Here is a 22,013-nt window from a genome sequence, read left to right on the forward strand (position 1 = left end):
GCTTTATAGTTTAAAGTCTCTAACCCTCAACAGGTATTGGACTGATTACTGTGTATCGAATTTCTGAGCTTGCCGCCAAAGTCGGACTGTCACGAACAGCGCTTCTCTATTACGAAAAACAAGCGCTCATCTCAGGTCGCCGTCTCGACAATGGCTATCGTGTCTATAGCGATAAAGACGTGCAACGAGTGCGACTGATCAAACAGTTGCTGGCAGGTGGCTTGACGCTGAAAGAGTGTAAAGTGTGCCTTGAGGCCAAAGTGGATCGACAGCTGCTACGTAATCGTCTTGAAGCATTAGATGAAGAGATCGAACAGAAGCAACGCTCTAGAAATTTGCTTGCCGCTATTTTGGGTGAAGGTGACCTAAAAGGCTGGCATGAAGATCTTAATAAGCAGGCGCCCGATGCCCATTTAGACTGGTTAATGAAGCAAGGTTTCAGTGAGAAAGAAGCGTTGCGCTTGAAATGGTTATCAAAAGATATGAACGAACATGATGTCTACATGGCTGACTTTATGAAGGTGTTTGAAACCCTCGAACGTTGGGGCCCGGGAAGTGAAGAAGACACTCAACACGCACTCTCATTAGTTCCCCAAAAGCCGTCAACCATACTCGAAATTGGTTGTGGCAAAGGCTTAGCGACCCAAGTGTTGGTGACTCAAAGCCAGGCCTCTGTCACCGCCATCGATAACGAACAATCGGCACTGGATCGTTTAACAGAGCGGTTTGAGCAACAAGGTTTATCAGAGAGTCTTGAAACCGTGTGCGCTAACATGTCTCAGCTTCCCTTTGATAAAGAGAGCTTTGATCTCATTTGGTCTGAAGGCAGTGCCTATATTCTAGGAGTCGAGAAAGCGCTGAAAGAGTGGAAGCCGTTTATCACATCGCAAGGGCATTTGGTGTTCAGTGACATGGTTTGGCGAACCGATCAGCCAAGCGATGATTCGGTTGAGTTCTGGCAGCAAGAGTACCCAGATATTCAAACCATCCAGACTCGACTTACACAAATCAAGAAAGCCGGCTATGAGGTGATTGACCACTTCCCATTAAGTGAACAAGCTTGGTCTAACTATTATCAACCACTCAAGCAACGTGTGGCTGAACTTGAGCCAGACATGCCCTCTTCTGTTGCATTAAATGACATTCAGCGAGAGGTCAACATCTGCACCGAGCGAGAAAGTGAATTTGGTTATCACCTCTTTGTATTGGCAAAGCGAGCTCGCAAATAAACAAAAGCCACCTAATGGTTAGGTGGCTTTTTTAATCATATTTTATTGTAAAGCTAACTTGGCTATAGACTCTTGTGCTTAATCAGCAAATTTCGCCAGTCTTAAGCTCACTAATAATCCCGCAGCGCCTATCAGAGCGTAAACCAGTACATTCATCGCCCCGGCATTCGCAAATCCAACCAATGGGTTTTCCATGGTCAATACTTCAAATGGAATGCGAAATACATCATTGATGAAGTCACCCACTAAAGACGTGCCAAGCACAGTGCTAGACAACAACTGAGCAACAAATAGCGCCACCGTCATCACCAATAAAGGTGAGTTCACCTTCTGAGAAATCGCGAGCGACACCATCGCCAGTGGCGCTAATGCCAAACCCACCAGCCACATGCGACCAATAAATTCAAACCAATGCGTGAAGATGTAAAAGAATGATTCTCCGGTTTCAAATAGCGGGAAGTTTCCACCTAATGAGGCATTCATTACCCACATCAGCAGATCGGCACTCACCACCAGCATCGAACAAATCACTGGGATAGCCAACAAGCCAAACGCCAGTTTTACACCGTGAATCGTCATGTCTGACACAGGCATACTGCGCCAAAACATCAAGCTTCCTTCTTGGCGCTCTTTACGCAGTGTTTTCGGGAAATACAGACCCGTTAGTAACATCGATATCAGACCCGCAAACAAAAAGACCACGTTGCTGACCTGTTTGCCAAGCTCAAAGCGAGATTCAAACCCGTCACTGTAAGTCAGTTCATAGGTAATATTGGTTTGAATGGTGCTGTTCATTACAATGCTAAACAGCATTACCAAGCCACAGATCAGCAGGACCAGCGGTACACGAGTGACCATTGTGTGTTCTAACCACTCTTTTTCCAACATAGACATTTGCGCTTTCATTATGCTGCTCCTTTCTGTAACGCTAAGAATAAGTCGGCAAGTTTTACATTGTAAATTCGGTCAAGGTTATCCAGATCTTTCGCCTGTTCTGCCTCAATTAACCAACGTGTTGTACCTAGTGCTTGCTCGCTTGAGAGTGGATTAAGAGCACGCATCGCCTCGGTTTGTTGGTTCTCTGTTTCAACTACAACATACTTCTCTTCAATGTCACTCATCGAAGACTGCAGAACCGCTTCACCTTTCTTAAGGATCAGCACGTCTGTCAGCAAATGTTCGATTTCAGAGACTTCATGACTGGCAATGATTAACGCTCGCTCACCGTCATGGAACCACTCCAACAGATGACGATAAAACGTGTCTCGGTAAACCAAATCTAGCCCCAAGGTTGGCTCATCAAGAATCAACACTTTGCTGTCAGTAGAAATGACAATGGCGAGATGAAGCTGAACTTTCATCCCTTTCGATAGTGCCTTAATTTTGCTGTTTAGCTTGATGTCGGTTTGCTCTAATACACTGCGCGCTTTGCCGATATCAAAGCTTGGGTGAACACCCTCGGTGTAACGCAGCAACTGTTCGACCTTCATCCAATCAGGTAACACGTTCACATCAGAGATGTAGGAAAGCTGAGCCATCACTTGCGCACGATCTCTAACAGGTTCATAACCCACGACTTCGATTTGGCCTTGGTAGTTATGTGCGCCAAGCAAGCTTTTAATTAAGGTCGATTTACCCGCACCATTGTGGCCAAGTAAACCAAGTACCTGACCGGCTTTGAGTTCGAAGTTGATTCTTTTTAGCGCCTCACCCTGACCTTTCCCTTGGCCAGCGTATTGCTTAGACACTTGAGTCGCTCTGACTAATACACTCATTGTTTATCCTCAGCATGCTGTTTTAGCTGCGTAATAAATTCATCTAGGGGAATATCTAACTGCTTTAATTTGTTGGCAATGGACGGGATTTGCTGCTCGATAAAATCTTGCCTTTGGTGGCTTTTCAATTGCATCACGGCGCCAATCGCAACAAACATACCTTGGCCACGTTTTTTCTCGACTAAGCCTTCATCAACCAACAGCTGATACCCTTTCATCACGGTGAGATGATTGATTTTCAGATCTGCGGCAACGTTTCGCACCGATGGAAGCGCTTCACCTTCATTCCAAGTACCTTGCAAGATCTGCTCGGTTATTCGGTCAGCGAGTTGACGAAAGATAGGCTGGGTTTCGTTCCATTCTGTCATGGCAGGCCCAATCATTAAGCTTTAGTGTTATACATAGGTATAACACTAAAGCAATTAGAGCAGATTGCAACCATTATCTCGATGGCGGGGTGCAGGGTTGGGGGAAACAAAAAAGCTCCCTAGATGTGGGAGCTTGGTTAAGAACTAAAACTGAATGTTCATTTCAACTCGAAAATCGGTACCGTTAAAAGAATCACCCCAGTTCCAAAAACCTCGAATATTGTGGCGTGGTGTAATTTGATACCCAACGGCAGCTTCATGAGCCAAACCATAGCCGTCTTCATATTGCTCGTCTCCACCAAGCTGGCTTGTATACATTGGATTGTAATTCAGCCAAATTGAGTCGGTAATGTCCACTTTGCCATACATACCAACTAAGGCAAAAGAAGCGGGTACGGCATAGCCGCTATCTGACTCATCAATGGTTAGACCTAAGCCAGCCAATGGGTAAAGTTGAACAGATCCAATCTTAGGTAAAGCTTGAATTAGGCTGTAAGAAGTCGTGCCTACACCTTGTTCAAAATTCCAATTTACGTCGACTTGATTACCACGACCATTGGTTGTATCAACATGGAAATGACGATAGCGAACGGAATCTACAGAATCATTCGCTTGATCCGATGTCCCCAGCAACTCTCCCCCGACTCCTTTTAGCTCCAATACATGCTGAGCCATCGAATCTTCATCACCCGTATCATACGCTTGACCAAGCTTTATATTGACGCCTTTCGTCGTCCACCCCACACCTGCCTGTGTATAGACTGCGAGTGGGTCACTCATATCTTGTACTTCTTCCGCTTTGAGTTGAGGAGCAATGACGAGAGTGGCGAATATTGCTGCAAACGTAGCTCGTGGAATGAAGGTATTCTTATCAAATTTCATCTTTCTTAGCCCATTTGATTTCCCAATAAAAGAAAGATGAGGCATCCCTGCCTCATCTAGTACTCGATAATTGGGTTATCGAACGTGTAGGTAGAATGGAGAAAATACGTCAGTCACATCCACTAGGCGTTGCAGTTTGTTTAAGTCTCCTTTGACTGTTTTTGCCGATGAATCTTTAACACTCAAGTCCTTGACTAAGAACAGGTGGACAAAATCGGCTTTTGACACTTTCACCGTCAAATCAGCATTGTCAGCGTGCATCTTGTCAATTGCCATAGTGCGGTTGGATACATTGATTAGGTAACTTTCTCCATCAATATCCATGTTAATTACTAACGTCTCATCCGGCTTCAGCTCTTCCGCTTTCAAACGGGTTGGGACCAAGCTAATCACATCATCGGTTGGCGCATCGACAAATTTGCTCGCGTCACCAAAGAAGTTCATCGTATCTAGCACGCCGTCAAGTTGGCCACGTAGCTCAGCTGCACCTGTTAAACCCCAGTGGCGCCAGCCTGGTACCGATTGCTCCCACGCCCAGTTTTCCATCGCTTGTGCTTTCAGTTCACGAGCGTCCATGTCTTGGTGGTCAACACGGATAACGTGAGTAAGCACTTGCATTGCTTCACCGTATTTTTGCTCTTCGATGAACTGCTCAGCCGCTTTCTTGATCTTCTCGTCACCACCCATCATATCGACATACATTTGAGCCATATCTTTATGAGCTGGCTTTGCAAACTCAGACGCATCACCGTTGAACCAGCCCACATTACCTGCATAAATGTTGGCAACGTTTTGGTACTCAGAGCCACGAAGTGGACGCAAATAGTCATGATCTTTCAGCTCTTCTGGCAAGCGAATCGAGTCTGACAACTCGTGCATGGTATAGCCTTTGTTGATGAAACGAACCGTTTGGTCTTGCATGTAACGTAGGCTGTCTGCATACGCTTTCATCACATCTTCCACACGGTCAGCCCCTACCGCCGAACGACCATGGTGCAGTGACAACGCTGTTGGATGGTAACGACGCATACGGTCAATAGAATCTGCCCACTCTAGACCATCACGATACTCAGCACCGCGAATGGTGTAGAGGTTCGGTAGCGTTTCACCTTGGATGGTATCGCCGCCAACCATATCACCAGTCTCATGTACATAGAGGCCTACGCCATCTGGTGCTTCACCTGGGGTATGGAAGAATTCAAGCGTTAAACCATCTATTTCAAGAATTAACAAGTCATCAACTAAGATATTTGGTGCAAAGAAGTTCTTGTTTTGCGATTGCATAACAATTTTTGACGGGTAGCCAACACCTTGGTTAACCCCTTTATCATATTCGTTATCATGAGCTAAAAAAGCACCAAATGCGTAACCGGTTCGGATCGATTGCTGATTGAGGTAAATACCTGACTCTTCGTTCATCTTGCGTTGGAAATCCGCATGAGCAATCACGTTAATTTCTCCGGCTTCAAAACGCTCACGAGTGGTTAAACCTTCACTCCCCGCCCACTGATCTGGGTGGTGGTGGGTATAGAAAATGGTATGAACTTCACTCTTATCTCCTGTTGCTTGGCGATAAGCCGCTAACATGGCCTCTGCTGTCTCTTTTGCCGAACCTGCATCAGCAATAATCAACCCTTCATCACCTTGAATAAAGGTAATGGACGCGCCTTCAAAACCATAGGCGTTGTACATGCGATCGCTAAGTTTGAAGATAACGGGCTGCGTTAGATGCTGTTCCATCTCTGCAAGTTCAGGATGAATCTTCCCGTCCTTCAAAGCCGCTTGCATGTTTTCTTTTGAATATTCTGGAGTAAACAATGGCTCGCCGCGCCAGATAATTTCAGGGAACTGACCTGATACATCCTTGTTTGATAGCTCAACATAGCTGTTTTTCTCTGCTGAGAACTTAGGCTCAATAAACTTCACACCATTTTTTACTGGGTCGTAATTGTCTGAGATGATGACGTTATAGTCACTGATATCAAAAGCGTGGCTGTGATCGCCATGAGTCAAACGCTCTGAAGCATCATGAGAATGTGCTGATGCACCAAAAGCAACCAAGATAGATAAAGCAACGATAGACTTTTTCATAGTATTACCCTGAAACAATAGTTTTGGATTAATCGATTCGGGCATCCTTACCAATTCACTTCAAATCCGTCTGCTCTGTTGATGGGGTAATACTAAGAGGGAAAGGTATGGTTAACCATTGACCAGCGACTATTCAATTCATAGCTTTTATCTATACATTGGTTTTTGGAATGGCAAAAAAAACCACTCAATTGAGTGGCTTAGTAAGATGGTGTTTTATACTTTCTCGAACATCTTTGTGGGCTTTATTGGTTAGATGACGTCTATGATAAATCAGCTTCAATTGATAAGGCCGAATCGGAAAAGGCGACGCCAACACTTTAAGACCAAGTTCCTCTGCTAAGCCAAACATGCTTTCGGTAACAATGCAGAGCGCATCTGTGTTCCTGACACTAAGGAGTAGGTTCGATGGGCCACTCACTTCACGGACAATCTTACGTTTAAAGATTTCATCTGTACGGGCTTCTAAAGCACCCACATTGCGATCTTGTAGCCTCAAGCGAATATGATCGGCTTGTTCGAACTGTGTCATGCTCAGCGTCTCGCCAATGAACGGATGATCGTGGCGGCAAGCGAAACCAATTTTGTATTCCCCAATCTCTTCAGTCACAAAGGTATGATCGTCCACCGTTATATCATCAAACAACAGATCCACTTCACCCGAGCGAATTTTATCGAGCATGCGATATTCAATAGCAGGGCTTTCGGTAAGTAATACTCCATCCATATTTGGTAAAGATTGAAGAATGATTTCAGGTCCACACACAACCAACTGCCTTTGGGAATAGAGAGCTTGATCAAGCTGCTCCATAATAGGCCGCATTTGGTATGCCAATGAGTCCGCGGCTTCGGTTGGTTGAATCGTGCGGCCGACCTTCAAAAATAGAGGCTGGCCATAACTCTCTTCAAACTTTTTTATCGCACTACTCATCGAAGGCTGAGTCATATCCATATGCTCAGCCGCTTTGGTAATACTGCCAAAGTCATAAACGGCCAAGAAATGCTTGATAAAGTTTAGATTCATCGTTGTCATCACTGTTAGGATTCCGAGTCAAACGTCGTGAAATCAGGTTTTTACCATACACTTCAGTCCAAATTATGGTCAATGAAAGTTACTGTCTATGGCAGTAAACTAAGACGTCAATCCATAAAACAACTTTGACCACGGCCATTGCGCTTTGAGAAATATAAAGCTTTGTCCGCGATAGCGATAAGATCAGATGCACGTTCTAATCGGGCTGATTTTGTTGTTACACCGATGCTGACAGAGACTTTTTCATTGAGCGTTGAACCACGATGCTCAAGAGAGGCGGTTTCAATAGCGGAAATAATTTTAGCTGCCAGTTGTTGAGCCTCCGTTTTCTCAACCTCAGGCAGAACGATACAAAACTCTTCCCCCCCATAACGAGAGAAGTGGCTTCTAGACGACAGTAATAGCGAGTCAATTTCACGAGCGACCCGCTTCAAACATTCGTCTCCTTGTTGGTGCCCATATAAGTCGTTGAACGCCTTAAAGTAGTCGATATCAATCATCAATAAGGACAACGGCTGCTGTGTCTCGTTGGCCTGAGCCCACTCTCTTTGAAGTGTTTCTTCCAACGCTCGGCGATTGGCAATTCCAGTTAAAGGGTCGGTGACATTCAACTTCTCTAGAAAGTCACACTGCTTTTTCAGCCTCACATGATTGTCGATTCTGGCCCTAACAATACTGCTATTGAACGGTTTCGTGATGTAATCCGAAGCCCCTAAACGAAAACCGAGTTCTTCATCATATTCACTGCCTTTTGATGTAACGAACACAACGGGAATGTGCTCTGTTTTCGGATCGGCCTTAAGACGCCGACACACTTCATACCCGTCAATTTCAGGCATCATGATATCCAATACAATAATATCGAGATCATCTGTATTTTGGGCACGTTGCAAAGCTTGATGACCGTCCTTCGCCACTATGTTGGTAAAGTCATCTAATATGTTTGCCAACATTTTCCTGTTTATCGCCTCATCATCAACAATGAGTGCTTTAAGTGATTCTCTGTCCATACTACTCAGCCAACTAACTGTTATGTTATTTTTAGACTATCGAACTGCTCTAAGGCTCGATCAAATTCACAATCAGTGAGATCGATTTTAATTCTTTCTAAAACCTTAGCTTGCTCATCACTGACATTGTTCATCAACTGGGCAACAACGTGTTCCGCATCGCTGTTCCCTTCTTGAATATACTGACGCGCCAAACCCAAGCACTTGTCTACATCGACCCTTGTCGTGTCCCCTGAGGCCACCGAGCTATTTAACTGTTCAACAAACTCTTGAACCGCATTCATCGACGATGTCAGGAGGTCGAAGTATTCTCCCAAGACGACCCAATCAATGTTCTCATTACTCAGAGACTGCTCAACCTCACGAGACTGTTCACCTAATTGCGCCCCCAAGTTAGCTAAACTCCCGCTTATTGCATGACAAAGAGCAAAAGCTGCTTGAAAATCTCCCGCATCGATCAGGCTGCGTAGGTCCATCACACTGTCTGAATGCTTAGCGAAAAACGTCTCGGCCAGTTCTTTGTAGAGTAAATGGTTGTAACCGACACGATTGAGAGCGCTTTCTTTGTCCACTAAGCCACTCGGCAATTCGCTGAAGTTGTTAACGCTCGGCTGCATTAGTGGGGAAAAAGAAAGATGTTGCTGCAATACGTTATAGAGTTCTGTGGTATCAATGGGCTTTTCGATGCTCGTATTCATCCCAGCTTGCAGCGCGAGCTCTTTGTCCTTGGCAAACGCATTCGCCGTGACAGCAATGATAGGCAATTGGTCTAAAGTGAAACTCTGCCTAATGACCTCTGCCGCTTTCAAGCCGTTCATCTCAGGCATCTGGATATCCATCAGAACTAAGTCAAAATGTTGTTTGTTCACCCAGTCAATCGCTTCAATACCGTTGCTTGCTTCGTAGCAACGAACATCTGGACCATGTATCAGTTCGCATAGGATTTGACGGTTTATCTCTCCGTCATCAACCACCAAGATGGTAAGAGCTTGGCGAGATTCATTCTGAACTTCAGTTTCAACTGCATTACTATGTCGCTGATCTGGTTGCGCAGAAGCAGCCATTGGAAGCTGACATTCAAACGAGAAACAAGCGCCGTTGTGCTTTTCACTCTTAACCGTAATTACACCTCCCATCAGATCCGCCAGATCACTACTGATGCTCAGACCTAATCCTGAACCACCGTACTGGCGCGAAGTAGAGCTTTCTGCCTGAGAAAAACGGTCAAAGATCTGGGTCAGTTCTTCTCTGCTTAGTCCGATACCGCTGTCATGCACACTCACGATGAACCATAGAGTGCCTTGCTCTCTTTGCTCAGTATTAAGCGTGACTTTCACAAAGCCAGTTTGAGTAAACTTGATAGCATTGGTGATGAGGTTAGTGACAATCTGCTCGACTCTAAGAGGATCACCAAGACATAACCCTTGAGCTTTGGATTCGTTATCAAAAGAGAAATCGAGTTGTTTTTCCCGAGCTAAATGAGCGAACTGTTGAACGCTGGACTCGACAAGATCTGGTAAAGAAAAGAGCACCCTCTCTAACTCAAACTTGCCAGACTCAATACGTGAAAAGTCGAGAATGTCGTTTAAAAGTCGCAACATTCCGCGGCTAGAGTGATGGATTCGGTCAACATAGGTTTGTTGCTTACTCGTGAGTGGGCTATTTGATAACAAATGGCATAGGCCAAAAACGACATTCATTGGATTACGAATTTCATGGCTCATTTGGGCCAGAAACTTCGACTTCGCATCGGTCGCTAGCTCTGCTTCTTGCTTTGCCACTTGCAACTCTTGCGTTCGGGCCAACACTCGCTCTTCAAGTTTTTCGTTCACTTCAATGAGCTGTTGTTTCATCACTTGCCGTTTCAGCACGCTCTCTTTCATTACCGCAAGCACTAACTTCATCTGGCGAACTAAACGACCTAGCTCATCATCACGTTCAGCCGCATTACCCTTTATGTCATCAGGCGAAGGTAAAACCGGGTTGATGGACTCCCAATCTTTGGTGAGTCTTTGAATAGGTGCCGAGAGCGTGGAATAGAAATAATAGAAAGCGATGGCAGCGATAATTCCGTTTCGCAAAACACCAAGGAAGAAAGTCGAGATCGCACGATTTAAAAAACTTTCCGCGCGGACATGAGGATGTGCCGTTACTTTGAGAATCCCCAGTCGACGTTCGGGCTCTTCACTTAAAAATAGATCAAGTGAGTAACTCTGCTCTCCGCCAAGCAACGATTCGGAAATAAAGCTCTTTTCGTCTGGGGTCAACTCGACAAAATCGCTAACCAGAGGCTCCGAGAAACCATCGGCACCAAGATCAGCGATGATTTCAACACTCAATATGGCTTTATCGAGAAAGAGGCCATACGCAATCTGACCTGCCAGATCGGGATCCACATGGAATGCCGCTTTTGCAGCGGGGTGTTGCACGGCGGTCAACTTATGTTGAATCTCAACGTCAAACGCAGCCAATTCTTGCTTAATGTCATACCAAAGCTGCCAACCACTAAACAAAATTCCTGTCACAAAAGTCATCAGCACAATAAAGCTCGCTTGCCTAAAGGCAATTTTATTACTGACTAACGACATCAATCGACTTTTCAAACCATCATCCTTGATTGTTTTACAAGCTAAGTTAACTTAAATGCATACGCGTGTTAAATCTTTAACATAATAATAACTATTACATCGACAATTTGAGAGAATGACTTTGCTTCGAACACGGATGTCTCGCAATAATCCCATCAAAACGAGCTTTATACGTAGCTTAATCACCTTAGCGATTTTCAGCTTTCCAGCACTGGCGAGTGAGCATTTAAGCGCTGTAGCCAGCGAGTGGCCTCCTTACGCCCTCACTAAGACAAAACCTTACAGCGGCATTGATATGGATCTGACACACATTATTGGTCAGCGCTTGGGGCAAAAAATTGAGCTCAAACGATGTTCATTTAAACGCTGTTTAGCCGAAACCGAAGTCGGCTCGGTCGATATCATCAGTGGCATTGCTCGAAATAAGGAGCGAGAGCAATACCTCACCTACACCGATACCCCATACTCTCACGTTGAAGTGGCCTTTCTTGTTCGTAAAGGCGAAGCATCACTGGTTCAAAACTATGAAGATCTTTATAAGTTCAAGGTTGGGACTGTCGTAAAGTCTGAATACTTTGAACCCTTTAACAGTGACCCTAAAATTAACCGATACCAAGTCAGTGAAGAGGCGATTTTGCTCCACATGCTGGCCAACAAACGTATCGATGTGATTATTGGCACCAACCCGAACATCGACTACCAGACGCTTAAGCTTGGTTACAGTGACAAATTTGAAACCGTGGAATACAACACCGGAGTCTCCGTCCCGATCTATTATGCGATCTCTAAAAAGTCCCCTCATACCAGCAAAATCGGGCAGATTGATCAGATCATAAAAGAGCTGATCGCTGATGGACAAATGGAACGGATTCACAGCAAATACAAATAGGAATTACTGAGACATTATTTGTTTTTGACCCAGATTAATAAAAGGTTAACTAGTCGAACATCAAATGTATGAAACCCGTAAACTGCGTGCCTGATTTATGATGCAGTGAAAGAGACATACAGTGACACGTGATCAATTTGAGTTATTAGCACCCGGTGGAGACTTAGATTCAATCAAAGCCGCCATTGCAGCTGGTGCAGATGCTATCTATTGCGGCCTAGATAGATTCAATGCCCGCAACCGAGCAACCAACCTTACCTTAGATAACTTAAATGGCGTGTTAGCGATCGCGCATCAGCACAATTGCAAAATCTTCCTTACCTTAAATGTGTTGATTCTAGAAAGTGAAATCCCTGCGATTGTTCGCCTACTGAGCCAGCTAAATACCACCGCCATTGATGGCGTGATCGTTCAAGACCTTGGCTTGGCGTACATCCTAAAACACCACTTTCCTGATTTGGATGTTCATTCCTCTACTCAGCTCAATACGCACAACGAAGGTCAGATCCTGTTTCTCAACCAACTGACCGCCAGCCGCGTTAATCTCTCTCGTGAGCTGAATATTGATGAAATCAAACACCTTGCTCAGTTTGGTAAGCAACATGATGTGTTAATGGAAGTGTTCGTTCACGGCTCTTACTGCATTGGTTTTTCGGGCATTTGCTACATCAGTTCGGCTCGTAATGGCGCCTCGGGTAACCGTGGCCGCTGCAGCCAGCCTTGCCGTGAACAATACGAAACCACCAAAACGGGCAACAACTACCCGCTCAACATGAAAGACAATTCGGCGTTTGGCGATCTCGAAGCGTTAGTCGATGCAGGCGTATACTCATTGAAAGTCGAAGGCCGAATCAAGAAATCTCACTACGTCTACACCGTGGTGGATAACTGGCGTAAGCAAATAGATCGCTTCTGCGATGGCGTGGAATTATCACGTGACACAACAGAGCTTTATACCGTGTTTAACCGTGACTTCTCTAATGCGTTCCTAAAAGGCGACTTTGGCAAAGCGATGTACATCGACAACCCTCGCGATCATGCCGTTAAGCACTTCTCTGAGGTGTACCAATGCAGCAGCACCGAACAAGTGCAGCAGGTTAAGAAGAAGCTTTATGATGACAAGACGGCCATCATTGAGACCGTGGCGGAAAAAACCAGCGCAATGGAGCTAATCCAAGCTACAGAGAATAGCGCAAGCCTCAAAGGGGCGATTGATGTTCCTCAGCTAAAAGCATTACCAGAAGCAAAGCCTGTCGAGACACCAAAGCTATCTGTACTGGTTTCGTCAAACGATGACCTAAGTTTGCTTAGCGATTCAGAAGTGAACTTCTATTATCAGCTCCCGATGGGTTTAGCGGCAGAGTGCGACAACTTGATTGAACTGTTCAGTGCCAACCCAAGCCTGATGCCATGGTTCCCTGCAATTTTGATTGGCGATGACTTTGTCGCCGCTAAGCGCTTTTTACAAGCGGTTAGGCCAAAGCAATTGGTGACCAACAATTTGGGTGTCGGCTTTCTAGCCAAAGAACTTAACCTTGCTTGGGTTGCAGGACCACAAATGAACATCACCAACTCTTATGCTCTTGCTTGCCTTGAAGAAGAGTTCGCCTGTGCGGGGGCGTTTATTTCCAACGAGCTCAACATGAAGCAGATGCGCCATATTAAGCGCAGTGACAATATGCAGCTGTTCTACAGCATTTATCACCCGAATACGCTGCTGACGAGCCGCCAATGTTTGTTCCAACAAACAGAAGGTTGCCGCAAGATTAAAGTCAATAAGGGCTGTTTGAAGCGCTGTGAGAAACGCACCTCAATCATCAACTTGAAAGACAACCCTTATGTGATCCAAAAACATAAAGGTAGTCACAACGCGATTTACAGCGAGCACAATGTGCTTAACCTAGAAGTGCTTGCGCAACTGCCGAACCTATTCACTGACATTTTGATCGACTTGCGAGACATTCAGACTGAGACGCAAGTGAGCATAGAGAAATCAGATCTGATTCAGGCATTCTTAACCCTGCTTGATAACCACAAAGAAGAGATTAGTCAGTCACTGCATTCAGTAATTCAACCAACGACCAATGCCCAATATACGAAAGGGCTCTAAGGCAGAGCGCATCCACAAAAAAGGCCGCGAATTCGCGGCCTTTTCGTTGTCGTTATACTGTTAAACAGTGCGCTGATTTTCAAATTGCTCGATGGTCATGCCGTAATACAGTTTGTCATCAAACTCTTCGGCAAGCTTGTAGTAACCCTCTTGGCGACCTTCTTGAACAAAGCCGCATTTCTCAAGCGTTTTGTATGAACCCACATTAGAGCCATAGCAGTCTGCACTGACCTTGTGAGCGTTAAGTTGGGTAAAACTTAGCTCAGTCATCATTTGGCAAGCGCGGGTTGCAATGCCTTTCCCCCAAGCACAAACTGGCAACTGATAACCAATTTCGTAGTTACCCGCCAAAAAAGCCACTGATGTAATGCCGCACATCCCCATGTATTTACCTTGCAGGTCACGAATGACAAAGGTAGGACTTTCGGGCCAAATTCCCTCTTGGATCGCCTGTTGAGTATTGTCGATAATCGGATCAAAGAAGCCTTTAAACATACTGTTGTCAGCGGGTGCAAAGTATAAGTACTGATTCACATCATCGTCATTGAGCATCTCGATAATCTCTTGTAGATCTGATGCTTGAATCAGTTGGATATTCAACGAGTCGTTAAATGAAATGACGTCGCCTTGTTGTAATTTTTGATATGACATGTGTTACCTCGTTATCTGTTAACTATCATAACGAGGGACCTACGATAAGGATTGTATTTTTGCGACAACATCCACTTCAATGCAATTTAAAGAGCGAAACAAGCAACTATTCAAAGTCACCGTAGACATCAATCGTCAGATCACGACTTTTAAGATATTTACTGGGGGTGGTTCTAAGCTGCTGCTTAAGGGTACGAATCAGGTGTGATTGATCACTAAATCCAAACTGCTGTGAAAATGCCGTCCAATCGACCTCACTGTTTTGCTGGTAAAGCGCCAAAATCATCTGTTCTAGACGACTCATTTGTTGATATTGCTTAATACTCAAGCCCACGATTTGTTTGAAGCTTCGCTCTAGTGTCCTTCTCGAACACAGACATAGTCGGGCCAGCTCTTCGACATCAAGCAACGGACGATGGACATCGACAGCCTGCTTATCCATTGCTGCAAGCACAGTTTGAGTCAAACGATACGGCTTAGTGGTGCAAGGTTTAAGGCCTAAATCATCAAAATGATTCCTTATCGCCAAGAGCAGAGCTTGCTTAGATGTGTCATGCCATAGGCTTTCCTGAAAGGCAGAGTCAAATAGCGGAGAAAGCCAATCAAACCAACCACATTGATTAGCAGGCGTGTCTAAGCCTGAGTTAAGGATATAAAGCCCGTCTGGTCGAAATGTAATCCCAATGCGCTTTATTGGTGGTGTATCTTCTAGTAGCAGTAAGTGTTCACTTGCTGTTAGCAGGTGGCTACCAGACCCAGATAATCGCCCCACTCCACTTTCATATTGATAGGGCTGCTCTGGCGGGGTAATAAGAAGGTGTCCTCTTGGGTTAGGAATGAGATGCGGCTTAGGGTCAATCACCTCGCCATCTTCTACTTCCAGATACCACACCTGATGGATAAGCCACTCATATCCCGATATAGATTGCTTCCACGCTATCATCGCTTCCTCAATTGAGCGCCACCAAATCTATGGGTAATACTACACCATCTCACTGGCTTATCCACGAGACGCTTTCTGCTCAACAATCTCATCTTTTTACGCCCAGGTTTTAAACTCTGCCTCAATCGGTTAGCCTGAGATGATAATTCAGGGAATAGAGAGAACATAAATGGGTGTAGACTATAAAAAGCGGTTGATTCCGGTCATCCGTTACCTCGAACAAAACTACAATCAACCTCTCAACCTACCCGAAGTGGCTGCATTAGCGAACCTTTCTCCCTATCACTTTCATCGCACATTTAAAGCGGTGCAAGGAGAAACACTGGCCGACTTCATTCGCCGTTTACGGCTCGCAGCTGCAGCCGATGAATTATTCAAAACCAAGCAACCCGTCCTCAACATTGCATTAGAGTTTGGTTTTTCTTCTTCTCAGAGTTTAGCCAAGGCGTTCAAACAACATTACGGTGTTACACCGACCGCTTTTCGTGATTGCAAAAACTATCAAGAGTTTTCAACGCTGGCACAAAACAGCAAGATTGGACACACCTTGCGCAAGATTGGAAACGAAAGCGAGATGACAACTCCATATACTGGCTCGGAACCAACGACATGGAGAAAGACAATGGAAATGCAACAATTTGACGCAACTAAACTCGCCTACGTCAGAGTCACAGGCCCTTATGGTGAAGGTTATGAAGAACCTTCAAACCGTTTGTATCAATGGGCTGGAATGAAAAACTTAGCGGGTAATACCTGCATCTTTATCTATCACGATAACCCAGAAGTCACACCGAATGACAAATGTCGCACCGATATCTGTTTGATGGTCCCAGCTGATACACAAGTGCCAAGTGGGATTGAACTGCAAGATTTTCCTGGTGGGCAATATGCGGTTATGCGTCAAAACATCACCGAGCATAACCAATATGCCAAAGCGTGGGATGATTTGATGAGCAAGGTGATTGAAACTGGTGTTGAAAACGATGATCGCCCATGCTTCGAGCTTTATCACAGCTACGATCCGCAAACTCAGCACGCCGATGTAAGCTTTTGTACTGCGATTAAGTAACAGAAAGCCTGCGAATCTAATTGAATGGATTCGCAGGCCTCTAGCTATAAGCGATATTCTTTGAGCTCGCCTTTGTCTGTGATGGTCGCGTTGGCGAGCTTATTGCCGTAGATATCCTTAAAGCCAATATCAATCGAGTTACTCGCGTGGACAATTTTAGTGATCAGGATATCGCCAACATCATTGTTCAAGGTGAGGTAGTAATGCACATTGCGGCTGCAAGGGATTACTTTTTCTTTAAAAGTTTTGCTGATGTAGTACGTTGATTCACTGTTGAGTTCCACCCCATGCTTTTTGACGATATCAACTAAGCTGGTGACGATGCTGCCGACTTTCTTTAACTCGTTCGATAAAATCATAACAACTCCCGTTCAGTTACTGGTATTCAAGCTAACGAGAGAGTTACTTCTGAAAAAGTAATTTAAAATTGCATTTTTACTCGGAATTCCCGAAGTATAAGTCACCAAATGAGGAAAAGTGTAATAATTTCAACCAGTAACATAATGTAAAAAACTGCTTCAAATCATCATTTATGGGTAGAGGCTTTTTCCTAAGACGTTCATTAGTTTGATCTCAATCAAGAGTTTTACTTATTAACCGAAGCGAAATAAATGCCTGATTTGGCTGTTTTTTTAGAGACTAATGACAAAGAAGAGAGAATAACCTGGTCGATATTGAAATAATCATCGCATTCACTAGCGACCTTGTTGAGTGTGACTGTGCGTCTGCGTATTCTCTTAACGAATGCTTTTTACGCCGCAACCATTAATAACGAGTTGAGTGAGAAAGTCCGCCGCTTGTTTGTAGTCAACATCATCCAACTTGTCCTTTTGCATCACATTACCGATCTGCCAGCCAAAGTCGGCGTAGGTTTGCGTCGCCGCCCAAATCGTGAACATTAAGTGGTGAGGCGGCACATCGTTCATTAAACCTTGCTGCGACCAAGTCGAGAACTTCTCGATGATCATCTGTGACTGCTTAAACAGCTCATCGGCAATGTCTTGCGGCAGTACTTTTGCCCCTGACATCACTTCATTAGCAAATACTTTAGACGCATAAGGGTGTTCTTGAGAGATGCGCAGTTTGGCTTGAATGTATTGGCTGAGCGCTTCAACGGGATCAGGAAGTTCTTCTATCGGGCGAGAGGCTTCAAGCAGAGGCTGAGTCACGGTTTTTAATACCGCATAGTAGAGCTTGTCTTTAGTGCTGAAGTAATAAAAGACGTTGGCTTTGGCAATATCAGCTGCTTTGGCTATATCTACAACTTTTGTTGCCGCATAACCATGAAGCGCAAACTGTTCGCTCGCGACTTCTATGATTAACTGCTGATTTTTCTGCCGAATGCGTGTCATTTGATTTCCTTATCATTCATACACAATCCCAGTGTAAACATTATGTTATGGATGACAAGTACGAACGCCCACTCTTGCTGATTGCTTACCATTCTATTGTCTTCAACCGAGAGGCGGGCGCATTTTCAAGGGTAGAAAAGCCATAACGCAAGCCAAAAATTACAGTATCGCAAACCATAAATAAGTTAATTGTTATTGATATTAGTTATCATTTGAAATAGCATCTTCCGTTAATATTTTGCTACAAATTCGTTGCACTTACTCCTGACGTTTCCGAGGCTACGCAGCCTTTCGATCAGCAGCAACTTCCTTAATATTAATGGAATACAATAATGAATAGACTCAAACAATTTTCTTCGCTTTTACTCGCCACACTTCTGTCCTTTAACGCCCTCGCTCAAGAGCAACGAGCTGTCGAAGATGAAAAGGGCACGTTCACGATCTCAGGCACACCGACTCGAGTGGTTGCGCTGGAATACTCCTTTGTCGATGCTCTGGCTTCTGTAGGAGTTTCACCGGTCGGCGTTGCCGATGACAAAGACGTTAACCGTATTCTTCAAAGCATTCGCGATCAAATCTCACCTTGGACATCGGTAGGCATGCGTCCTCAACCAAGTTTGGAAATCATCGCTCAGCTCAAGCCTGATTTGATCATTGCCGATGTACAACGTCACTCGCCAGCTTATGATGATCTGCAAAAAATTGCTCCGACACTGATCCTAAAAAGCCGTGGTGAAAACTATGAAGAGAACCTAGAAGCGGCACTGAAAATTGGCGTGGTTCTTAATAAAGAAGCGGAAATGAAGCAGCGAATTGAGCAACACAAAACGCTGATGGCCGAATACAAAACCAAGTTTTCGAGCCAACAAACCATGCAGTTTGCGGTTGTGACGCAAAAAGGCATGTGGATGCACGGCCCAGAGTCATACGCAGGTAGCGTACTAACAAGTCTTGGTATTCAAAGCCCAATGCCACAAGAGACCGAAAAAGCTTACGTTGAAGTGAGCCTAGAGCAGCTACTTAGAGTGAACCCTGACTGGTTGCTACTGGGTCCATACAGCGATGAAACCATCGCAGACACATGGAAAAACAACCCGCTGTTTAATCTATTAAACTCTCAGAAGCACCAACAGATCATTAAGGTTTCTCCTCAAGTTTGGTCACTTAACCGTGGCATGAATGCCGCTGAAGAAATCGCGCAAAATCTAGATACCATTCTTAATAAATCATGATCTCCAACACACTCTTTCCCCAGCGGCGCATGCTGCTGGGGTGCTTTGCTGCTGCCTTCCTACTGCTCGCTGGCGCAATCTCATCAATGGTTAGCTACTCCTCTTTTGAACTTTCTGTTGCTCACCTCATCGACTATCTGTTTCACTTTGATAACTCAAGCATGGAGCAGCAAATCCTAGCCACCTTAAGAACACCGAGAGTGCTTATCTCTATGTTGATAGGGGTCAACTTGGCCATTGCGGGGCTGTTGATGCAAGGGCTAACAGCCAACCCATTAGCATCACCGAGTATTTTAGGTATTAACGCGGGTGCTTCATGCTTTATCGCTGTCACGTCAATGAATTTGGCGTTCTTACCAGAGGTGCCAATAGCGATCAGTGCGTTACTCGGCGGAACGCTAAGCGGCCTTTTAGTCCTATCGCTTGGTGGCTTTTTCGCGGCGAAATCCCACCCAATCAAACTCGTTCTGGCTGGTATCGCCGTCAATGCATTACTGGTTGGGGTTACTCGAAGCGCTCTGATTCTAGCCGACGATATGGCTTATAGCGTATTAACTTGGCTGGCGGGTTCGGTATCGAATGTCACTTGGCAAGATTGGCATGCGTTCTGGCCTGTCAGCTTAATCGGACTTGTGATGACGCTTGCGCTTGCTCGTAATCTGAACTTACTTGCTCTCGGCGATGATATTGCCATTGGTCTAGGAGTGAACCTTTCAGCCACTCGGCTCATCAGTTGCGTTGCCATTCTTCTACTGGCAACCTCCAGTATTGCCGTTGCGGGTCCGATCGCCTTTGTTGGTCTACTGGTTCCGCATATTGCGCGTAAATTGGTAGGCAGTAATCATTTCATTTTAATTCCAACGTCAGCGCTCATCGGTGCAAGCTTACTGCTTTGGTCTGACGTTATTTCAAGAATGGTCGCCTTCCCCGCAGAAACCCCTGTTGGCGTCATTACCGCGCTGATTGGCTCTCCTTTCTTTATTGCCCTTGCCGTCAGGAGCAAAATGTCATGATTCAGATAAAAGTCTTAATGTTGGTTGGCACCTTGTTGATTTGTGCCATTGGCAGTCTTTTTATTGGCGGAACACCGCTAGAGCCCAGTGCAGTGATCCATACGCTATGGAACGGTGGCGATCTTAACTTTATCGTTAATGAATATCGTCTACCTCGCTTTCTACTGGCGATTGGCGTGGGTGCGGGGCTTGGTATCTCAGGCTCGCTGATTCAGGGTGTACTGCGTAATCCACTCGCTTCACCTGATTTAATGGGCATCAGCGCGGGTACAGGATTTGCCGCTACATTGCTGTTGGTTTACGTCCCTGATGCATCCCTGCCGCTACTGGCAAGTGTGGCGATTTCGGGTGGTATTGGTGCCGCCATTATGATTTTGGCCATTGCCTATAAGTACAACCCAACTCCTGCCAGATTAGCGCTCATTGGTATTGCCATTAGCGCGTTCATCTCAAGCGGCATCGATTTTTTACTGATTGTTCATCCGGTCGAAATCAATACCGCTATGGTATGGCTAACAGGCAGTTTATGGGGGCGAAACTGGTCTCAGATGCCGCTTATTTGGGTCAGCTTAGCTTGCTTGATTCCTTGCGCGATGTATCTTGCGTGGCGACTCGATCTAATGGGGTTAGGTGAAGAAGCGGCAACCACCGTCGGTGCGCAACCCGAACGCACACGTTTCATTGCGCTTATTTTGTCTGTCTTACTGGCGAGTGTCAGTGTCGCCGTGTGTGGCACCATCAGTTTCGTTGGTTTGCTGTCGCCTCATTTAGCTCGACTTCTGTTTGGTCATAACCACAAGCTTTTATTGCCAATGTCTGGGGTAATCGGCGCATTGCTTGTTGTCACGGCGGATACCCTTGCGCGTGGTATCGATCCACCGTTAGAGCTGCCAGCGGGTGTTCTCACCTCACTGATTGGCGCCCCTTATTTCATCTTCTTACTTCAGCGTTACCAAGGTTGGAAATAATGATTACCACTCATCAACTGTCTGTCTCTTATGGAAAAGAGACCATCATTCAAAACTTAGACCTTGAGATCCCTGAAGGAAAAATAACGGCTTTGATCGGCCCAAATGGCAGTGGAAAATCAACTCTGCTCAAAACCCTTTGCCGAATCAATAAAGGGTTTGGCGGTGAGTTATCCGTGCTTGGTAAGCCGATTACAAGCTATGCAGACAAAGAACTCGCGAAATACATTTCACTGCTTCCTCAGGTTCTAACCACACCTGAAGACATTACTGTTCGACGCCTAGTCGAATACGGTCGCTCTCCTTATTTGTCTTACTGGGGAAAGCTTTCTCTAGAAGATCATCAAAAAGTCGATCGGGCGATTGAAGAAACGCACATTCAAGATTTGGTTGATAAAAAAGTCGACGCTTTATCCGGCGGCCAACGTCAACGAGTTTGGATAGCGATGGTATTAGCGCAAGATACTCCGATCGTCATGCTTGATGAGCCTACCACCTACCTGGATCTATCCCATCAAGTTGAGTTAATGAAGTTAATCCAGAAACTCAATGCCAGTGGCAAAACCATCATCGTTGTCCTACACGACTTGAACCAAGCTTGTCGCTACTGTGATCACTTGGTGGTTTTGAAATCGGGTGAGGTCGTCACTTCTGGTTCACCGGAAGAGGTGTTTACAGAATCGTTATTACGTGATGTTTTTGACTTAGAGGCGGTGGTCATGCCCGATCCAGTCTCTAACAAGCCAATGTGTATTAATCTTTAACGCCCCACAACAAAAAATGGCCACATCACGTGGCCATTCTCCCAAC

20 protein-coding genes are annotated in these 22,013 nt (G+C 45.2%); 8 read left to right on the forward strand and 12 right to left on the reverse strand.

What is annotated here, in order from left to right; translation table 11 throughout:
* The first annotated feature begins 50 nt into the window (after window positions 1–50).
* Window positions 51–1,229 (forward strand): MerR family transcriptional regulator, encoded by a 1,179-nt coding sequence (locus EJ063_RS03430; protein ID WP_126572600.1) that lies wholly within the window; start codon window positions 51–53, stop codon window positions 1,227–1,229.
* Window positions 1,230–1,307: 78 nt separating this feature from the next.
* On the opposite strand, the gene EJ063_RS03435 is transcribed toward EJ063_RS03430, so the two are convergent.
* From EJ063_RS03435 to EJ063_RS03470, 8 genes are all read right to left on the reverse strand, one after another.
* A complete protein-coding gene (locus tag EJ063_RS03435; RefSeq protein ID WP_126572601.1) occupies window positions 1,308–2,135 on the reverse strand; it encodes a hypothetical protein in 828 nt (275 codons plus the stop codon).
* The gene (locus tag EJ063_RS03440; protein ID WP_126572602.1) at window positions 2,135–3,004 is read right to left on the reverse strand and encodes an ABC transporter ATP-binding protein; all 870 of its coding nucleotides are present in this window, start codon (window positions 3,002–3,004) and stop codon (window positions 2,135–2,137) included. The genes EJ063_RS03435 and EJ063_RS03440 overlap by 1 nt, the downstream gene beginning before the upstream one ends.
* Window positions 3,001–3,372, reverse strand: coding sequence for a GntR family transcriptional regulator (locus EJ063_RS03445; RefSeq protein WP_126572603.1), 372 nt, complete (start codon window positions 3,370–3,372; stop codon window positions 3,001–3,003). Before EJ063_RS03445 ends, EJ063_RS03440 begins: the two co-directional genes overlap by 4 nt.
* A 144-nt stretch (window positions 3,373–3,516) precedes the next feature.
* Complete coding sequence (locus EJ063_RS03450) at window positions 3,517–4,254, reverse strand: hypothetical protein (protein ID WP_126572604.1); 738 nt, start codon at window positions 4,252–4,254, stop codon at window positions 3,517–3,519.
* 75 nt (window positions 4,255–4,329) lie between these two features.
* The gene (locus EJ063_RS03455) at window positions 4,330–6,345 is read right to left on the reverse strand and encodes an alkyl sulfatase dimerization domain-containing protein (protein ID WP_244225127.1); all 2,016 of its coding nucleotides are present in this window, start codon (window positions 6,343–6,345) and stop codon (window positions 4,330–4,332) included.
* 187 nt (window positions 6,346–6,532) lie between these two features.
* On the reverse strand, window positions 6,533–7,369 hold the full coding sequence (locus EJ063_RS03460; RefSeq protein WP_126572606.1) for a LysR family transcriptional regulator: 837 nt from the start codon (window positions 7,367–7,369) through the stop codon (window positions 6,533–6,535).
* Window positions 7,370–7,485: 116 nt separating this feature from the next.
* Complete coding sequence (locus EJ063_RS03465; RefSeq protein ID WP_126572607.1) at window positions 7,486–8,388, reverse strand: GGDEF domain-containing response regulator; 903 nt, start codon at window positions 8,386–8,388, stop codon at window positions 7,486–7,488.
* Window positions 8,389–8,408: 20 nt separating this feature from the next.
* Window positions 8,409–10,991 (reverse strand): ATP-binding protein, encoded by a 2,583-nt coding sequence (locus tag EJ063_RS03470; protein WP_126572608.1) that lies wholly within the window; start codon window positions 10,989–10,991, stop codon window positions 8,409–8,411.
* A 121-nt stretch (window positions 10,992–11,112) separates the two neighbouring features.
* Between EJ063_RS03470 and EJ063_RS03475 the strand changes: the two genes are divergently transcribed.
* Window positions 11,113–11,865, forward strand: coding sequence for a substrate-binding periplasmic protein (locus EJ063_RS03475; protein ID WP_158675984.1), 753 nt, complete (start codon window positions 11,113–11,115; stop codon window positions 11,863–11,865).
* A gap of 121 nt (window positions 11,866–11,986) precedes the next feature.
* Window positions 11,987–13,975: a U32 family peptidase gene (locus EJ063_RS03480; RefSeq protein WP_126572610.1), complete on the forward strand. Its 1,989-nt coding sequence runs from the start codon at window positions 11,987–11,989 to the stop codon at window positions 13,973–13,975.
* 60 nt (window positions 13,976–14,035) lie between these two features.
* Here the strand turns inward: EJ063_RS03480 and EJ063_RS03485 are convergent, their stop codons facing one another.
* Together EJ063_RS03485 and EJ063_RS03490 are read right to left on the reverse strand one after the other, a co-directional pair.
* Window positions 14,036–14,626: a GNAT family N-acetyltransferase gene (locus EJ063_RS03485; RefSeq protein ID WP_126572611.1), complete on the reverse strand. Its 591-nt coding sequence runs from the start codon at window positions 14,624–14,626 to the stop codon at window positions 14,036–14,038.
* A 106-nt stretch (window positions 14,627–14,732) separates the two neighbouring features.
* Window positions 14,733–15,569: a helix-turn-helix domain-containing protein gene (locus EJ063_RS03490; protein WP_126572612.1), complete on the reverse strand. Its 837-nt coding sequence runs from the start codon at window positions 15,567–15,569 to the stop codon at window positions 14,733–14,735.
* 169 nt (window positions 15,570–15,738) lie between these two features.
* Between EJ063_RS03490 and EJ063_RS03495 the strand changes: the two genes are divergently transcribed.
* Window positions 15,739–16,638, forward strand: coding sequence for an AraC family transcriptional regulator (locus EJ063_RS03495; protein WP_126572613.1), 900 nt, complete (start codon window positions 15,739–15,741; stop codon window positions 16,636–16,638).
* A 44-nt stretch (window positions 16,639–16,682) separates the two neighbouring features.
* On the opposite strand, the gene EJ063_RS03500 is transcribed toward EJ063_RS03495, so the two are convergent.
* Together EJ063_RS03500 and EJ063_RS03505 are read right to left on the reverse strand one after the other, a co-directional pair.
* On the reverse strand, window positions 16,683–16,997 hold the full coding sequence (locus EJ063_RS03500; RefSeq protein ID WP_126572614.1) for a hypothetical protein: 315 nt from the start codon (window positions 16,995–16,997) through the stop codon (window positions 16,683–16,685).
* 378 nt (window positions 16,998–17,375) lie between these two features.
* Complete coding sequence (locus tag EJ063_RS03505) at window positions 17,376–17,990, reverse strand: TetR family transcriptional regulator C-terminal domain-containing protein (RefSeq protein WP_126572615.1); 615 nt, start codon at window positions 17,988–17,990, stop codon at window positions 17,376–17,378.
* Window positions 17,991–18,322: 332 nt separating this feature from the next.
* On the opposite strand from EJ063_RS03505, the gene EJ063_RS03510 reads away from it, so the two are divergent.
* The 4 genes from EJ063_RS03510 to fecE are packed head-to-tail and all read left to right on the forward strand — an operon-like array spanning window position 18,323 to window position 21,967.
* Window positions 18,323–19,222: a Fe(3+) dicitrate ABC transporter substrate-binding protein gene (locus tag EJ063_RS03510; protein ID WP_126572616.1), complete on the forward strand. Its 900-nt coding sequence runs from the start codon at window positions 18,323–18,325 to the stop codon at window positions 19,220–19,222.
* The gene (locus tag EJ063_RS03515; protein ID WP_126572617.1) at window positions 19,219–20,235 is read left to right on the forward strand and encodes a FecCD family ABC transporter permease; all 1,017 of its coding nucleotides are present in this window, start codon (window positions 19,219–19,221) and stop codon (window positions 20,233–20,235) included. Before EJ063_RS03510 ends, EJ063_RS03515 begins: the two co-directional genes overlap by 4 nt.
* A complete protein-coding gene (locus tag EJ063_RS03520) occupies window positions 20,232–21,203 on the forward strand; it encodes a FecCD family ABC transporter permease (protein ID WP_126572618.1) in 972 nt (323 codons plus the stop codon). The genes EJ063_RS03515 and EJ063_RS03520 overlap by 4 nt, the downstream gene beginning before the upstream one ends.
* Window positions 21,203–21,967 carry a Fe(3+) dicitrate ABC transporter ATP-binding protein FecE gene (gene fecE, locus EJ063_RS03525; RefSeq protein ID WP_126572619.1) on the forward strand — a complete coding sequence of 255 codons (765 nt, stop codon included), beginning with the start codon at window positions 21,203–21,205 and terminating at the stop codon, window positions 21,965–21,967. Before EJ063_RS03520 ends, fecE begins: the two co-directional genes overlap by 1 nt.
* Window positions 21,968–22,013: the final 46 nt, after the last annotated feature.

This window comes from Vibrio aquaticus (assembly GCF_003970385.1).
In the GTDB taxonomy this organism is placed as follows: Bacteria; Pseudomonadota; Gammaproteobacteria; order Enterobacterales; family Vibrionaceae; genus Vibrio; species Vibrio aquaticus.

Excerpts from the sequence above, each read along its gene's own strand:
- EJ063_RS03445 (WP_126572603.1), bottom strand. The coding sequence starts at position 3,372 with ATGACAGAATGGAACGAAACCCAGCCTATCTTTCGTCAACTCGCTGAC.
- EJ063_RS03440 (WP_126572602.1), bottom strand. The coding sequence starts at position 3,004 with ATGAGTGTATTAGTCAGAGCGACTCAAGTGTCTAAGCAATACGCTGGC.
- EJ063_RS03505 (WP_126572615.1), bottom strand. The coding sequence starts at position 17,990 with ATGACACGCATTCGGCAGAAAAATCAGCAGTTAATCATAGAAGTCGCG.
- EJ063_RS03485 (WP_126572611.1), bottom strand. The coding sequence starts at position 14,626 with ATGTCATATCAAAAATTACAACAAGGCGACGTCATTTCATTTAACGAC.
- EJ063_RS03500 (WP_126572614.1), bottom strand. The coding sequence starts at position 16,997 with ATGATTTTATCGAACGAGTTAAAGAAAGTCGGCAGCATCGTCACCAGC.
- EJ063_RS03495 (WP_126572613.1), top strand. The coding sequence starts at position 15,739 with ATGGGTGTAGACTATAAAAAGCGGTTGATTCCGGTCATCCGTTACCTC.
- EJ063_RS03475 (WP_158675984.1), top strand. The coding sequence starts at position 11,113 with ATGTCTCGCAATAATCCCATCAAAACGAGCTTTATACGTAGCTTAATC.
- EJ063_RS03520 (WP_126572618.1), top strand. The coding sequence starts at position 20,232 with ATGATTCAGATAAAAGTCTTAATGTTGGTTGGCACCTTGTTGATTTGT.
- EJ063_RS03490 (WP_126572612.1), bottom strand. The coding sequence starts at position 15,569 with ATGATAGCGTGGAAGCAATCTATATCGGGATATGAGTGGCTTATCCAT.
- EJ063_RS03515 (WP_126572617.1), top strand. The coding sequence starts at position 19,219 with ATGATCTCCAACACACTCTTTCCCCAGCGGCGCATGCTGCTGGGGTGC.
- EJ063_RS03465 (WP_126572607.1), bottom strand. The coding sequence starts at position 8,388 with ATGGACAGAGAATCACTTAAAGCACTCATTGTTGATGATGAGGCGATA.
- fecE (WP_126572619.1), top strand. The coding sequence starts at position 21,203 with ATGATTACCACTCATCAACTGTCTGTCTCTTATGGAAAAGAGACCATC.
- EJ063_RS03450 (WP_126572604.1), bottom strand. The coding sequence starts at position 4,254 with ATGAAATTTGATAAGAATACCTTCATTCCACGAGCTACGTTTGCAGCA.
- EJ063_RS03510 (WP_126572616.1), top strand. The coding sequence starts at position 18,323 with ATGAATAGACTCAAACAATTTTCTTCGCTTTTACTCGCCACACTTCTG.
- EJ063_RS03460 (WP_126572606.1), bottom strand. The coding sequence starts at position 7,369 with ATGAATCTAAACTTTATCAAGCATTTCTTGGCCGTTTATGACTTTGGC.
- EJ063_RS03435 (WP_126572601.1), bottom strand. The coding sequence starts at position 2,135 with ATGAAAGCGCAAATGTCTATGTTGGAAAAAGAGTGGTTAGAACACACA.
- EJ063_RS03455 (WP_244225127.1), bottom strand. The coding sequence starts at position 6,345 with ATGAAAAAGTCTATCGTTGCTTTATCTATCTTGGTTGCTTTTGGTGCA.